This window comes from Phreatobacter sp. (genome assembly GCF_022843985.1).
Lineage (GTDB): Bacteria > Pseudomonadota > Alphaproteobacteria > Rhizobiales > Phreatobacteraceae > Phreatobacter.
Window position 1 is genome coordinate 1 of record NZ_JALHMP010000024.1, and the last position, 15149, is coordinate 15149.

The 15149-nt window shown below is 62.6% G+C and carries 11 protein-coding genes and 1 tRNA gene; 4 read left to right on the forward strand and 8 right to left on the reverse strand.

Going from position 1 to position 15149, the window contains the following annotated elements:
* The first annotated feature begins 310 nt into the window (after positions 1-310).
* Positions 311-400: transfer RNA gene (locus tag Q0C57_RS15725), tRNA-Ser, on the forward strand.
* 265 nt (positions 401-665) lie between these two features.
* Here Q0C57_RS15725 and Q0C57_RS15730 read toward each other — a convergent pair.
* The 8 genes from Q0C57_RS15730 to Q0C57_RS15760 all read right to left on the reverse strand — a co-directional run bounded on the left by Q0C57_RS15730 (position 666) and on the right by Q0C57_RS15760 (position 11570).
* Entirely contained in the window at positions 666-1751 is a 1086-nt protein-coding gene (locus Q0C57_RS15730; protein ID WP_296577448.1) for a phospholipase D family protein, read from the reverse strand.
* Positions 1745-5011, reverse strand: coding sequence for a hypothetical protein (locus Q0C57_RS15735; RefSeq protein ID WP_296577450.1), 3267 nt, complete (start codon positions 5009-5011; stop codon positions 1745-1747). The genes Q0C57_RS15730 and Q0C57_RS15735 overlap by 7 nt, the downstream gene beginning before the upstream one ends.
* Positions 5001-7130: an N-6 DNA methylase gene (locus Q0C57_RS15740; RefSeq protein WP_296577452.1), complete on the reverse strand. Its 2130-nt coding sequence runs from the start codon at positions 7128-7130 to the stop codon at positions 5001-5003. Before Q0C57_RS15740 ends, Q0C57_RS15735 begins: the two co-directional genes overlap by 11 nt.
* The gene (locus Q0C57_RS15745; protein WP_296577453.1) at positions 7117-8994 is read right to left on the reverse strand and encodes a DNA methyltransferase; all 1878 of its coding nucleotides are present in this window, start codon (positions 8992-8994) and stop codon (positions 7117-7119) included. Before Q0C57_RS15745 ends, Q0C57_RS15740 begins: the two co-directional genes overlap by 14 nt.
* A 27-nt stretch (positions 8995-9021) precedes the next feature.
* Positions 9022-9231, reverse strand: coding sequence for a ribbon-helix-helix protein, CopG family (locus Q0C57_RS21140; RefSeq protein WP_366937838.1), 210 nt, complete (start codon positions 9229-9231; stop codon positions 9022-9024).
* 136 nt (positions 9232-9367) lie between these two features.
* Positions 9368-9787, reverse strand: a complete 420-nt coding sequence (locus Q0C57_RS15750) for a hypothetical protein (RefSeq protein ID WP_296577455.1) — start codon at positions 9785-9787, stop codon at positions 9368-9370.
* Positions 9787-11127 carry a recombinase family protein gene (locus tag Q0C57_RS15755; protein ID WP_296577457.1) on the reverse strand — a complete coding sequence of 447 codons (1341 nt, stop codon included), beginning with the start codon at positions 11125-11127 and terminating at the stop codon, positions 9787-9789. The genes Q0C57_RS15750 and Q0C57_RS15755 overlap by 1 nt, the downstream gene beginning before the upstream one ends.
* The gene (locus Q0C57_RS15760; RefSeq protein WP_296577459.1) at positions 11124-11570 is read right to left on the reverse strand and encodes a DUF2924 domain-containing protein; all 447 of its coding nucleotides are present in this window, start codon (positions 11568-11570) and stop codon (positions 11124-11126) included. Before Q0C57_RS15760 ends, Q0C57_RS15755 begins: the two co-directional genes overlap by 4 nt.
* A 513-nt stretch (positions 11571-12083) precedes the next feature.
* On the opposite strand from Q0C57_RS15760, the gene Q0C57_RS15765 reads away from it, so the two are divergent.
* The 3 genes from Q0C57_RS15765 (at position 12084) to Q0C57_RS15775 (ending at position 15147) form a co-directional block, all read left to right on the forward strand.
* Positions 12084-12872 carry a hypothetical protein gene (locus Q0C57_RS15765; protein ID WP_296577460.1) on the forward strand — a complete coding sequence of 263 codons (789 nt, stop codon included), beginning with the start codon at positions 12084-12086 and terminating at the stop codon, positions 12870-12872.
* Positions 12869-14731 (forward strand): 7-cyano-7-deazaguanine synthase, encoded by a 1863-nt coding sequence (locus Q0C57_RS15770; RefSeq protein WP_296577462.1) that lies wholly within the window; start codon positions 12869-12871, stop codon positions 14729-14731. The genes Q0C57_RS15765 and Q0C57_RS15770 overlap by 4 nt, the downstream gene beginning before the upstream one ends.
* Positions 14732-14937: 206 nt before the next feature.
* Complete coding sequence (locus Q0C57_RS15775) at positions 14938-15147, forward strand: helix-turn-helix domain-containing protein (RefSeq protein WP_296577463.1); 210 nt, start codon at positions 14938-14940, stop codon at positions 15145-15147.
* The last annotated feature ends 2 nt before the right edge of the window (positions 15148-15149 follow it).

Consider the following 15149-nt stretch of genomic DNA (forward strand, 5'->3'; position numbering starts at 1 on the left):
AGCCCGGCCGCCAGGTGGCCGCCCTGCCCGCCGGCACCCGCACGGCACAGGGCGCGCCGCGGACAGCCGGCGCCCGTGCCGCAACCTCCGGGGCGATGCCGAGGGTGATGGCGTCGGTACCGCGCGACGACAATCGCCATTTCACCGAATGGTTCCTGCGCCGGTAGGCACCGCGCGCCGGGCGGCAGGGTGCGGCTCGCGCGATGGGCACCGCCGCGGCCCTGCAAGTCATGCCAGAAGAGGCGTTGCCGGGGAAACGTCCGTCGCGCCTTGCAATTGTCCACCGGCGCCTTTATGCAGCGCCTTTCGTGGACAGGTGGCCGAGTGGTTGAAGGCGCACGCCTGGAAAGTGTGTATACGGGGAACCGTATCGCGGGTTCGAATCCCGCCCTGTCCGCCATTAACTTCAAGTGAAGCGTCTCGCAGCGCACGGTGCGGCAGAAGAAAGCGCAACGTTCCAAAGGCTTTGCAGGTTCGACCTCTGCACTGCGCTGCCCGCGAACTCCGGGCCGCATTCTCCGAATGGCCCGTTTCTCTCCCGACCTGTGGACTGAAGCCCGCACGATACGGACAGAAACTCTCGCTTCTTCATACGGTTAGGCGATCAGGCCGGGACGGGATTTCGAGTTTTCTTCAGTAATCCAATGACTGCAAAAAAGCCGTAGCTAGATTAGACCTACAATTCTGTTTGATGCGATTTCGCCAAGGCGGAAGAGGGTTTGTCTTTGCGCTGATGCCTGCCGCCAAGCACGCGCAAGATCGGATTCCCATGGTGTTACGATAAGCTCAAACGACCCATCCGTTAGTCGTCGGAACATGACGGCTGTATCAGCATAATCGAATCCGCCTTGGGCTGCCGTTGGCAGGTTCATCCTCTCCATCCGGTTGTTGCCGTGCCAGGTCAATCGCCGATCGCTCCAGACGCGCGTGCCGCTACGGAGGACGGGCTCACCAATCGTTAGATTATGCGGATAGTCATACTGGTCGAACACAAATCCGAAGAACCGATGGCCCCCGCGCGGCAATTCCAATTGGTTGCTCGATCCGCCCTGAAGGGCCTCACCGTGGACCCACATGGCCGCGTAATCGGCCGGGTTGATGGCTCCGTTCGCGATAGCGAGCCTGAACAGGGGCAGCGCGGCAGCGGCGACAGGTGCCGGCGCTGCTACAGGTTGCGCCTCCTGCTCGATCTCGGGCGGCGGCGGTTGGGCTTGGCGCAGAGCGGTATAGGCTGCGAGCAAGTCGTCGGTGAGAGCGGTCGTTTCAAAACGCGCCTTGTCAAAGGCAGCATCGGCATTGGCACGAGGAATGCTCTGCTGCACCCATGCCACCTCCGTGTTCACGCTAAAGCCACGGCTCGTAAGGTTCGCCGAGCCGACCAGCGTGCTGCATGTTTGGGGATCGCGGCCAAAGACATAAAACTTGGGGTGAAAGGCACGCTGCGGCATAAGCGAACCCTGCGCCAGTCTCTGCGCGCCGGAGACGAAAACTGTGGCGTTCGCCAGCGCGCGCCAATGCTGCAATGCCTGTGGTTCGGTGAGGCCGAAATCGAACGATGTAACAAGAGTCTTGGGCATCGCCGCGAACGCGGCAGGACCCACAGCGTTCGCGACGGCGGACAGCAGTATGTTTGCGCCGCCGAGCGTGACGTAAGCAGAGGCCACGCGAATATCGATCGTCCCCGCCGTGACGATATCGACAAGAGCGTTGCGCAAGCTCGCCGGTTCCGCGGCATTCTGGACGATCAGCATGCCGGTGCCTGCGCCCCGCTGCCGGTCCCGCCGGTCGACGCGGTGGATGTGCCGGCAAGAGCAGACCGGGCCAGCGTTTCAAGCTGCACCAGGAGCGGCGATCCTTCGAGCAGCGCGCGCAATTTGCGGCGGCGCGCTGTCAGCGCTTTGGCAGGGTCGGCCAGATAGGGGTCAGTCGTGCAATGGCCCTCGGCAAGTACGGCAATGTCCTTCGCGAGGGCCGCGATCTTCCGGTGGTCGCCGTTGCCTGCATCGTATGCAGGCATCATCCTGTACGGCAGCGTGTGGAGATGCCGTTCGCCAAAATCTCCCTTCGGGTTGAACGCGAGGGTGGCGTTGGTCAGGGCCACGCTGTTGAGCATGCCGACCTGGTACCAGGCCTCGTCCGCGTCCGCGACGACCTTCCAGTAGAGGGTCTGATCGACGACAAGATCCAGGGCCCGCGCCACCGGAAGGCACGCCGCGCAGATTATCTTGCCGCCAGCCCCGGCCAGAATGAGATGCCCGGCCGCCCCGAACACCTGTTTGGACAGCTTGCCCCGTTCGTCGATGCGCTGCTGGAGCGTTTTTCCTTTCCCGACCGTTTTCAGCTTCTGGTTGATCGCGGCGAAGCGCCGCGCTGTCTGGGTAAATCCCTGGCGGCGGATTTCAGACTCGTCGAGAATACTCCATGTCCCGCCGGCCGCGCGCAGCGCCGGCAAAGCCATGGGCGCGCGATGGGCACCGAGAACGAATGGCAGCAGGTTTTCCGACTGCGCCATGCGATAGATAAAGCGCGGTGCGACATGGCCGGGAAAACGCTCGGTCGCCATCTCCTTGGCGGATTTGATGGTAAACCCCCATGCGGAAGCGCGGGTCGGCGTATCGACACGGTATTCCGGCCCCGCATTTTGAACGATGTCCACGCATACAGCCGTGCGCGGCATAAGATCGGCCCCCTGCTGCGGCAGGTCTGCCCCGCCGCTGGCCACGGCCGCACCGCCGCCCTTTTCGAGCACCCAGGCGCTGCGCGCCGACCCGATAGTACGAACTGAAAAGCCTGCGGCATCCAGCCCCGCATCGGTCGCGACGAAGCCGGCGAACGCGTTCTGCGGAAGCCCGGTCGTGTCCGCTCTCTTGTATCCGACCAGCGCCGCGCCGGGATACTTGAAGGTGCCGGGCGCGACCTGCCAGACTTCGGCGATGTCGAACGGCACGGGACGGTCGCTTGCCAGGAAGTCATGCCGCCGCAGCCGCTCATGATGGTCTCCGTTAAGCACCGTGCCGGGCACGAGACAGGCGACGCAGGCATCCGGCCCGAGATAGCGGTCGATGGCGTGAAGCAGGTGCATCGTCCCCAGCTCAAGATGAAGGAAGGACTGTCCCGCCGGCTGGATGCCGTAGAGTTTCGCCCTGCCTTTCAGCAGGTCCCGGTAGGGATTGTCGGCCAACCCGCTCATGGCGAGCCATGGCGGATTGGACACAAGCCCGTTGAAGTGGCCGGTCAGGAGTCCCGGCCTGTATGTATTGCGCAGGATGAACGCCCAGATGCCGTTGCGCCCGGCGACCGCCAGTTCAGCCATGCGATGCGCCAGCGGGAAAAGCGCGCCGGAAAGCTGTTTGCGAAGGTCCGGCGGCAATGTGATCCCGAACGCCTCGATCGTGCCGTCGAGAAAGCTGTCCGCGTCGGCCTTGCTGAAGCCCGCGACGGTTCCGCGCCGCTGCGCATCGCGCGCTTCGTCGTAAGCCCAGTCCACGATCCGGTCGAAAAACTCCCGGTAGGCCGGCTGCACCAGCGCCGTCGGCAGCTGGATAGTCGTGCCGTCGAGGGAAACCGGAATGGTGTCGCTTTCGCCGACCAAGGGAACTGACGCGGAAACCGGCGTAACGGCGAACAGCGAGTCCGCGTGATAGACCGGGATGACGATTGGTTTCGTCGCCGCCTTGATCTCGGCCGACAGGCTGACGACCCATGTCGCCTTCGCGAGGCTGACGGCCAGCGGGTCGATATCAAAGCCGGTCGCAACGTCCTCAAGCTGTTCGATCGCGGCAAAGCCGAACCGGTCCCGCGTCGCTTTTATGATTTCCGCGAGCATCGTGCCGGACCCGCAGCACATATCGACGATCCGGGGGATTTCCCCTGCCGGGAGGCCGTCGATGCAACGGTCGGCAAGCAGGCGGGCGAGCCAGTGCGGGGTCCATTCCTGGCCGAGCAGCTTGCGCTGGCTGCGCCGGGCGAGCTGCGCCATGAGGCGGCCGAACAAATCCTCTTCGGGATACCAGCTGAAATCATAAGCATAGAGATCTCGCTGGAGGTCGCGGGCCACCGCGACGAGCCGGTCGATGTAGGACGGGCCGAGAAGCCAGCCAAAATAGTCCTGCTCGACCACATTCTCCAGCTGGAAATTGTTGCGGAAGAATGCGCCGTTCAGCATCGCCTTCAGCTCGTCGTCCGTGCTGAGAAGCGCCTTGCCCGTCAGCACGTTCGCGCTCAGCAGCCGCGCGAGCAGCGTTACGTAGGCTTCATCGACAAACGCGGCGGTCCGGAAGGTGCCCGCCGGCCCCTCCAGGTGATCGACGAAGCGGGACCAGAGGTCGGTCGCCAGGCTCGCCGACGGATCGGCCTTGCGCCCCTCGTTCACCAACAGCGACAAAGGCCCCGCGCTGCTCTTATATGCGGCCGAATCCATGCCAAGATCGGAAGCGAGGAATTCGGCGCGCAGGGGCCGGGACTGTTCGCGCGCCAGATGCTTCCTGATGAAAGCGCCGAGCTGCTCGGCGGACCGGACGCTGTCATCGGCCAGCGTCAGTTCGTCAACGACGACGAGCGTGATATCGGCAGCGGTGCAGGCGGACGAATTGACAGCAGGCGCAAGCACGGCATCGTAGGCGTACCATTCGACCGTGTCGGACAGCACGCCCCGGACCATAGAAACCGGCATGCCTGCGCGGACGAGCCCCGCCGCCTGCTCCTGCACCTGCGCGTAGCCGGTGTCGCGCTTGGCCGTGTTGCGCAGGTCGGATTCGTATTCGATCGTGGTCGATCCCACGAGATTGTCTATGAACCGGGACGCGGCCTTGCCCGATCCCGTGCCGACCTTGGTATGCGCCTCGGTCCCTTCGGTGTAGTTGTTGATCCAGGTTTCATGCGCGGTGTCGGGAAACATGAGCCGCAGCCGCCCCTGGAACTCGCTGCGCAGGACCGCCTCGACACGGCCCGCGTCCCGCAGCATGCGGCAGCGACCGATGGTTTCACGAATGCGGGCAATGTCAGCTGTCATGAACGGTCCTTTGACGGGCGGCACACGCGGCCTCGAGTCGGGAGTCGATATGACGCGCCGCCGCTTTGAGGTCGTGTTCATCGCTGCCGGGCAACGCAGCGGCCAGGATGAACATGTCGATCTCGTGCCGGGTTGACGGCACGGCCGCGGCCAGCTGCTGTCCGAGCGTGGCGATTCTCTCACAGTCCCGTTCGGACAATGGCGGAATCGGCACCTGGCGAATGTGCGTTGCTTCTAGCTTTAGCGCGCCGCCGCCAAGCGGCGTGCCGACAGATTCCATCGCTGCCCGGCACCAACTGCTGTGGAACAGGGCGTAAAGTGCGTGAGCTGTCCATTTCCTCTCTTCCGCCCACAGGGTCGAAAAATTGGCATCGATCAGGATTGGCGGCTGGGTATTGAGCGCGACGACCGGTGTCCCGTGATTGATCCGCGGCGTGAAGATCACGGGGAGGTGGCGCGCGGTGAAGGCTGGCAACATGTACCAGAAGCGCGGAACGTCGCGGCCGTTGGCCGGCCGGCGGACATTGGTGCGTACCGCCGACAGGTCGGGAATGAATCGCGCTGGCTCTTTGGGGTCCAGCGCATACCGGGCGGCGAGCCGCACGAACGATGCCAGCTCGGGCGGCATGACGCGCGGCACGAACATGCCCTGCCTGCGGTAAGCTTCCGCCGCTTCAATGACGGCCGGCATGTCTTCCGGCAGGACCCAGTCCGACAGATCGAGCACGCGTGTTACCGGAAGGTAGCCGCTTGCAAAGGCCTCCATATCCGCCTGGCGGTGGAGAACGGGCCGCAGCGCCGCCGCCGGAACGCGGAAACGCATGTTCTGAAAGCTCTCCGACGCTTCGACGGTAACGGTTTCGTTCTCATCCTCACCAACAAGCGTCACATAGAAAAACCGGTTGCAACCCGAACGCAGGCCCTGGCTGACCCGGATGCCCGCCCGTTGAAGCGTCTGGAGACGCGCCGGCGCCGCGCCGGGCGGCAGCATGTCGCGCAATCCTTCCGGCATCGCCGCCGGCCTTGCCTCCCCGACTGAAAAAAGCGGCAGCGCGTCGCGCCGGTTTTCGGCGTTCTGAAACCAGCTCTTGCGTCCAAGGCGCTGCTCCAGCGTTCGCCATTCCTCATCCAGCGCAAACGGGCGGCTCTCGATGCCCGGAACCTCCCGGTTCGCCGCGCGCGCCCAGGTTGCGAAATCCCGCTCCGGTTCCGGCCCGGGGAAGGCACTCCCCACCAGGGACTCTCCGCCCGCCGCCGCCGGCGCTACTTGCAGCCAGTGTGCGGCCGACAATGACAGCCGACCCGACACGGGGGTTTGGGCCTCGTCCCATGAGAGCCGCCGCGCGATCAAAAGGTGAGTGCGCACCAGCGCGTCCGAAAACCAGCCCGGCTGCGTATCGGCGACGATGTATTCAAGGCAAAACGCGCGCAGCAGCAGGTAGCGCACGACATCGGCGTAGTCGCGCGAGCGCCAGGTGGCGGGAACGACCATGGCTAGGCGGCCGCCCGGACGCGTCAGCAGGGCGGACAGGAGCCAGGCCGGCACCGAAAGATCGGCAAGGCCCGAATATCCTTCAACCAGCGCCTGCCAGAGCGCGCATTCGCCGCCGGCCACGCGCGCGTCCACGATCGTGGACAGGCCCCGGCGCACGTCATCGACACCGGCACCGTTCCCGTTTTGCGACTGGTATCTCACATACGGGGGATTGGTAATGACAAGATCGTAGCCGGACGCGTCCAGCGCAGCGACGATTGCTGGATCAAAGGCGCTGCCCGTGACAATGCGGGCAGCGGCGACGGCACCGTCCGCCTTCAACGCCGCGGTCCTACGGCCGCAGAAGGCGGACGTCTCAGGGTCGAGCTCAATGCCGTCCAGCCGGCCGAGCCGGGCACCTCGCGCCCGCGCCGTCAATGCGGCCGCGTCGAGTAGGTCGCCGTGACCGGCCATGGGATCGATCACGGCGCGCGCATCGGGGGCGAGCGCGATGTGCGCCAGCAGTGTCCCCAGCGGCAATCCGGTGAAGAACTGCCCGAGGCGCTTCCGCTGGGCAGGCGGCAGGCCTTCCTCGAAGGAGCGCGCCGAGGACCTGATCGCGCTGACCGCGTCAGTCGCCGGCACTGCATAAAACTCCCGGCGGCATTTGCTCTGCATACCAGCGATAGAAGACATCAGCGTCGAGCGGGACTTGCTGATGATGGCTGAGGAAATGCGTTACGAGGCGGGAATACAGCCTCTGCGCCGTCGCTTCGGCCGGATCATGCGCGGCGGTCGCCGCGCGGTGAAGGGCCGTCGCGACGGTCCATACACAGTCGTCCGCCCCGGCCTTGCTTTCGATCCGGGCCTCGGCCTTGCGGCGCGGCCCCAACAGGAGCACGGGGTCGCCGCGCACGGCCCCTTCGGTCGTGACCTGCTTGAAGCTGCCCTGCTTCTTGTCGAGAACCCCCGCATATTCCACGTCGAAGCCGGCATCCTGGTAGGCGCGCTGCAAGGCGTTCCAGACTTCGGCGGACGCGGAATGAAAAACCATCGTGGCTTTGCCGGACGGTTTCAATATCCGGCGGGCCTCGCTGAACGACCGGGTCAGTAATTCCCTATACTCGTCGATGGCCTTGCCCTGGTCCGGGCTCACGATGGCTTCGTCCGTGCGGTCGGTAAACGTCTTGAGCCAGGCCTCGTTTATGAAACTGAGTTCGGCATAGGGTATGTTCGCCCCGAAGGGCGGGTCCGTGAACACATAGTCGATGCTCCCGGATGGCAGCGCGACATCGCAACTGGAACCGTGGACAACTTCGACCTTGCCGCTGCCGCCGTGAATGGTCTCGAACGCCTGCGCAATCGTCGTCAGCTTGCGCCGCAATCCTGCAAAAAAGTTCTTCTCGACCGGCAGGCCGCTGACATACAGCACGCCGGGCTGGGCGCTGGTGACAACTAGGTCCTTTTGACCGGACTTCGCCACGACGCGCGTCATGATCGTCCCGTGCGCCGCGTTGTAGCTCAGCAGCCAGAAGCGTAGCCCCTCGCGGAGCGCGCCGCGATAGGATTCCACGCGTTCCCACATGCGGGCGAAAACGATGAGATTACGCCGCGTGTAGAAATGGTGAACATGCGTAACGCCCTGATGGTAGCCTTTCCGGTAGAGGTCGCCCCAAGGGATCAGCGCTTGCGGCACGCATGACGGGATCGGCTCGGCCTCGATCTTCTTGATAAGCGTTAGGTCGGCAGCTGTGGCCGGACGCGACCAGCGTTTTTTTCCGGTCGAACCATAGACGCGGGCCATCGTCCGCCCACGCAGGGCGCGCTGTTCACCCAATACGTCGTCACGTTCCTGCACCGTCACCCGCGGCACACCGTCCAGCGGCTCTTGATGGCCGCATTTCGGGCAAGAGAAGGTGGAGGAAATCTCTGCCGGATCGAGCGCGACACACGCATCCCACAGGGTGACGACACCCCGGCAAGCAGGGCAGTGCAGCTTGTCGCTCCAGATCAGATGACGAAGGGAGCCTTTCGCACCGGAGGGGTCGCGCGCCTCGTACATCCAGCCGTCTTCGCTCTCGCCTGCGGCCAACACGTCTTCGGCCGCCTTCCTGAACGCGGCGGGATCGGGCGGATGGGTCAGGGTCCGGCCGACAAATGAGCCAAGAGCACCCAGCTCATATAGAATGGCATTTCGTGCGCCCCATTGCACGTCCAGCCCAAGACGTGTCGCTTCGGCGCGCATGTCGTCCGTCGGTCGCCCACAAAGCAAAGCAGCAAGGCCGGTCGTCCCACTGCCGCCAAACCCATCAAAAACGGTATCACCCGGCGCGGTGTGGGCCGCTATATAAAGCGCAACCGCTTCAGGCGATATCTTTGTCGGATAAGGAAATGCATTAAATAATGCGCCGCCACGCCGTGATTCCAAAGGCTTTCTATACAACGCATCAACAATCGCACTTCTCATTGATGAGGTGCCTTTCGACTTCGGAGTGCGCGCGTATTTCATATTATGCCTCGCCGATCACCAATTCAATTACGCTCTATCTATTGCGCGCAAAGTCTTACCCTCTGGCTTTCTATAAGTGACTTGTCGGTGCCGACTCAGAAAATCTTGGATGGCCTTTCGAACCACCCAGGAGACGGAGACATCGTCTCTATCCGCGATTGCGTTCAAGGCATCGTAGTCACCGCGTTTCACGCTAACTGTGACGCGAGGTCCTAATTTTTGTGCTTTACCGCTCATGGCGCACCCAGATATGTTCCTGTCTTGTTCTCTACGCCGGCTCGATTCGAAATGCAACAGAGTGCATCACTTTGATTCACACGAGGCGTTCGATCAAGTGCCTTGAGTGCGGTTGAGACTCGCGGTGTTAGCCGCGTTATCTTTGGCCGCCCAGTTCGCCCAAAAAAGACTCCTGTTTTGCCCACTCCACCGGGAACGGCACCAGCAGGTCGTCCAGCTGCAATCCCGGCGGCTGCCGCCCGTCGAGGATCGCCTCGACGATGTCCGGCGCGAGCAGTGTGAGGCGCAGGACACGGGCGATGTAGGACGGGTTGATCTTCTCGGCCTCGGCAAGGTCCTGGACGGTCTGGAAGCGGCCACTGTCGAGCTGCTTCTTCCAGCGATGGGCGCGGGCCAGCGCCTTGACCATGGTGTTGTCGATGCGGGCGCGCGGCAGCGCCCACGCATCGGCCCCGTTCGGTGCGATGACGAGCTTGCGGCCTCCGCGCTTCCGGAATGTCATCGGCACGGTGACGGTGAGCGCACCCGCATCGTGGAGGAGAGCGCCCTTCGCCATCAGGCCGCGTCCTTTCGGTCGGGGAAGGTCTGCAGTTCGCCCAGCAGCTTGGTCAGCCCGCCGGTGCGGAGGCGGATCGCAATGCCGTCGACCTTCACGTCGACCCGTTCGACCAGAAGCTGGACGATGCGCGCCTGCTCGGCGGGGAACAACTCGTCCCACATGGGATCGAGCCGCTCGAAGGTGTCGCGAACCTCGGCCTCGGTGATGCGATCGTCGTGCCTTGTCGCGGCCATCCATGTCCGCACGATCAGTTCCGGCGCGCGCAGGAAGCCGCGAAGCTGCTCGATGACCGCCGTCTCGATCTCGGCGGCAGGAACCCGGCCCACCGGGCATGTTCCCGGTCCGCGCTTCAAGACCGACTGCGTGACATAGTAGCGGTAGAGCCGATCGCCCTTCCGGGTGTGGCTCGGCGACATCGCGTCTCCATTCGGCGAGAAGATCAGGCCTCGCAGCAGGGACGGCCCCGACAGTCGGGTCTGGTTGGCGCGCATGCGCGGGCTCTCGCCCATGATGGCGTGAGCGCGCCGCCAGAGATCGGTGCTGATGATGGCCTCGTGCTCGCCGGGATAGGCTTCGCCCTTGTGGACGGCCTCGCCGATATAGACCCGGTTGTTGAGCAGCTTGTAGAGCGCGCCCTTGTCGAGCATGTAGCCGCGCCTGCTGCGGATTCCGGCCGCTTGCAGTTCCCCCATCAGCAGCTTGATCGATCCGAGCTTCACGAAGCGCTCGAAGATCAGACGCACGGATGCCGCCTCTTCCTCGTTGACGAGCAGCTTGCGGTTCTCGACGCGGTAGCCGAGCGGCACGTAGCCGCCCATCCACATGCCTTTCCGGCGCGAGGCTGCGACCTTGTCGCGGATGCGCTCGCCGATGACCTCGCGCTCGAACTGGGCGAAGGACAGGAGGATGTTGAGCGTCAGCCGCCCCATCGACGTCGTCGTGTTGAAGGACTGCGTGACGCTGACGAAAGTGACGCCGCGCCGCTCGAACACCTCAACCAGCTTGGCGAAGTCCATGAGCGACCGCGACAGGCGGTCGATCTTGTAGACGACGACCACATCGATCTTGCCGAACTCGATGTCGGCGATGAGCCGCTTCAGCGCCGGACGCTCCAGCGTGCCGCCGGAGATCCCGCCATCGTCATAACGGTCGGCGACCGCAACCCAACCCTCCGGCTTCTGGCTCAGGATATAGGCGGAACAGGCCTCGCGCTGCGCGTCGAGGCTGTTGAACTCCATGTCGAGCCCTTCCTCGGACGATTTGCGGGTGTAGATCGCGCAGCGGACCTTCGGCGTGATCTTCGTCGTCGGCGGGCTCGGGGACGTTGCGCGCCTCATGTGCCGCGCCCCGCGTTCTTCAGCCCGAAGAACACCCAGCCGTTCCACTGCACGCCGGTGATCGCGCGCGCGATCGCGGACAGCGACCGGTAGGGGCGGCCCTGGTATTCGTAGCCGTCGACCGTGACCGTCACGATGTGCTCGACGCCATGGAACTCGCGCAGCAGCCGTGTGCCGGCAACCGGCTTGCGGTCAGTCCGAATCCGCCGCGTCTTGGGGTTGGTGTCTTCGACGCCGCGCGCGAGCGCATCCAGCCGCTTCACCGTCTCGGGCTTGAGCCCGCCATAGGCGAGTTCCTGGATGCGGTAGGCCAGACGGCTTTCGAGGAAGCGCCGGTTGTACGGCGGTGCTTCAGTGCCATGCAGATCGCGCCACATCGTCTTCAAGGCGGGCGTGGGCATGGTCTTGATGGCGGCGACGCGCGCCAGCACGGGATCGTTCATGGGCGGTCTCCGCCGAGTTGCGTGTCCGCATGACGGCGTCGGTCGGCGGTGAAGTCCACCGAACTGTCTCCGCACTCGCGAGATAAAGGTGTGGGTCGTCCCTCCCGCCGCTGCCGAAGCCGGACGATGCCGCGCGCGAGGATCTCGGCGGCTTCATCGAGCCGCTCGGCATCGCTCATCAGTTCGGGGCGCAAGGCGTTGGGGCCAGTCTCCGCGCAGTGGGGATCGAAAGCGTTTCGCATGAGTGAAACGCTAGGCATTGATCATAATAAAACAAGCAAAATCAGATGGTTATCTAACTTCTGCAAAGCAGGTCGAAATCATTCATATTGCTTCGCAACTGTTGATTCCATCGGCGCGGGTATCGCAGACTTCCAAGCAACCTCTTCCCGGCGAATCAGTCCTGCAGTTGTTCATCTGCAGGGCAGGTTTCACCGGAGCCCCAAAATGCAAACGCAGACTTACAGGAATGAGAGACTGATCGACCAATAGAGCTGCTCGAAAGATGATGGAATGGGGCATCAGCGCCTTGGGAAACTACCAGCATTCAAGATGCTGCCAGATATCATCAAGTATCTGGTGTCCGGCGGAACACCGACCGCCGAGCTGGTCAACCAGGTGACCGAGTTCGGTCGCGATGCACTCAAGGCAGCCCTGAATGACAAGGTGTTTATCGAGGCGCTCTGGCTTCTGATCAGCCTGCCGCAGGCAGCAGCCGCAAAGAACAGCGCGGAATCCTTGGCAACGATCGGGGTAAGGGATCCAAATCTATCAAGCGTGTCAGACGTCCTCGTTGCATATGATCAATGCCTCGAAAGAGCTCAACGTAGTCACCATTCACATTCGACGGATCTCGGCGAGATCGCCCGGCAGGCTGGCCTTTCCGCCTTGGGAGAGGCCCTGAGTAATTCATTGCCCTCGCTCTGGGCTCCAACTGCGAACGACATCCGTACATCCTTGGCTGCGTTGAAGGGAACAGAGCAATTTTCAGCGCTTGCACACGGCTTTTACTCAAAATTTGTAGAGAGGGTGATCCATTACTACGTTGATCGCAATTTGCACAAAATGGTCGGCGCTGAGCGCGTTGCGCGGTCTGTTCACGATCTGCGCGCCTTCAACGAATCTATCCGGCGTCACTGTGACGAGGCAGCGCTTATCATGCGGGCATTCTCCAGAGATTGGCTGGGCAAGAACCATTACAAGGACGGCAAGCAGATATCGAAGGACGACGTGAAGCGCTTCTCCGCCCATGCGGTCGACAAGATCCGTATCGAACTCGATATCAGGAAGGGGGCACAGTGAAGCGCTTCTCGATCGAGTGCGGCGTCACTCGGCCATCGGCCGCTGACGCAATCGCCATGGACGTCCAGGGAGCCGGGAAGAACGTCAACCTGCGTATCGACTACATCAGTAGGACCATGCTCGGAAACGTGCCGGATCTGCTGATCGATCTGCTGGAGGTCGCTTCTTACGTCTATTGCGCCGATCAGAGGTTGCGCCGCGGCTCCGACATGCTGACAAACTTCGGAGAGGATTGGCGCCGAAGCCTCCATTTTTCCATTCCTGTGCGGCAACTCAATGTCTGGCAGGATCCCGATGTTCAGGACCAACTGGCCAAGACCCTCGGGTTTCTGTCGGACGACAGCTATGAATTCACCTTTCGCCAGGCTGAGGCCCCTGCCCAGCCGAAAGAGTTGTATTTTTCAGACCTCATCGACACGACCTTCGAGCACGACCAGGTCGCCCTGTTTTCGGGAGGCATCGATTCCTTTGCCGGGACCGCCCACGACATCGTCAAGATGGGGAAGTCCGTCACGCTGGTTGGACACTACTCGTCGACGAAAGTTCGTGCCGTTCAAGAGAACCTGATCGAGGGCCTGAGGAAACGAGGATTTGATCGGCAGGTTTCATACATTCCGGTCTGGGTCAGCAACGAGAATGAGCGGGCCCATGAATTCACGCAACGGACGCGGTCATTTCTGTTCGCTTGCCTCGGCATTGTTGTAGCGAGGATGGCCGGCAAGGACAGATTCACGTTTTATGAGAACGGGGTTGTCAGCGTAAATCCGCCGCTGGCGGGGGATGTCGTTGGTGGCCGCGCGACGCGAACCACCCACCCACAAGTGCTGCGCGGGCTGGAGTCGCTGTTCTCGTTGCTCCTTGACCGCACGATCGAGATACAGACGCCGTTGCAGTGGATGACAAAGCAGGAAGTGACCCGGCTCATATCTGCGGCTGGCCTTTCAGACATGCTTGCCCAGACAGCAAGTTGCACGCGACCTCGGACGTGGACCAGGAAGCAAAAGCACTGCGGAGTATGTTCTCAGTGCATTGATCGTCGTTTCGCAGTGCTGTCGGCAGGGTTGGGTGATCACGAACCGTCTGGAAATTACGCGTGTGATCTGCTTGTTTCGGATCGCAGTGCGGACGATGATCTTCGAATGGCGCTGAGTTACGTCGCGTTTTTTCAGAAGATTTCTGCAACCAGCAAGGACAGGTTCGTCGTCGACTTTCCCGAGGTCACGTCTGCAATTGGCCACTTCCCTGATCTGACTGCGGACGCGGCCAGCTCGAAACTCCATGAAATGTTTCAGCGTCAGGCCAAGGCTGTCGAGGAGGTGATTACCGGCGCGCTTGTCGAGCATCGAACGGCGCTATTCCGAAACGAGCTTCCCTCCGGATCATTGCTGGCAATGTGCTTCAACCGGAACGGTGTCGTAACCGAGCCTCCGTCGGGCTATGACGCACAGGTGAAGGCCTTCGTTGATCGGCTCAGCGCGCCTGTTCTCGAATTCGCGGTCGACGAGACCGACGCGCGCATTTTGTTCCACGGCGGCGACCGGCTTGATGAAGCGAATTACCGGATCGTTCTGGCACTCATCACCAACTTCCGCTCGGCCAAAGCAACATCAGCAGAGGTTCCATTCATTCGAGCGCCCGATCTCGCAGCAGTGATGAACATCGATGAGCAGTCCTTGCGCCAGCAGGTAAGCCGCCTCCGAAAGGCAATTGAACCCCTGGCCGTGAATCTCGGCATCCCGATGGATCAGAACACCTTCATTGAAACCAAGGAGCGCGCGGGCTACCGCATCAATCCCGAATGCCGGGAAATCTCCGTTGCCGACGTACGCGCGGCAGACCGAGCCGTGCGGCCCGGATAACCCGCCGACGTCACAGCCAGTCCCATTCGATGTCACAACTCGTGTCGTGAAAGCCCCGGTTTCCGGGGCTTTTCTGCGTTTGCCCGTCACAAGAAAAGTCAACGCTGATCATATCGATCAGGGCTCAACCCGTTGAAAATGCACGAATATCCGAGCGTCTCCGGGCGTTTGGACAAGTCGAGGCGCATTCTAACGGAGGCCCTGCAATGGCCATCAGGCATCTGAACCAGATCGAGCTCGCCGCTCGCTGGAACATCAGCCACCGCACGCTTGAGCGCTGGCGGTGGTCGGGGGAAGGCCCCCGCTACATCAAGATCGGCGGGCGGGTCGTCTACCGGCTCGAAGACGTCGAGGATTACGAGAAGGAACAGCTTCGCGCGAGCACGGCCGTCAAGCCTGCCCTCAAGTCGGCGTGAGG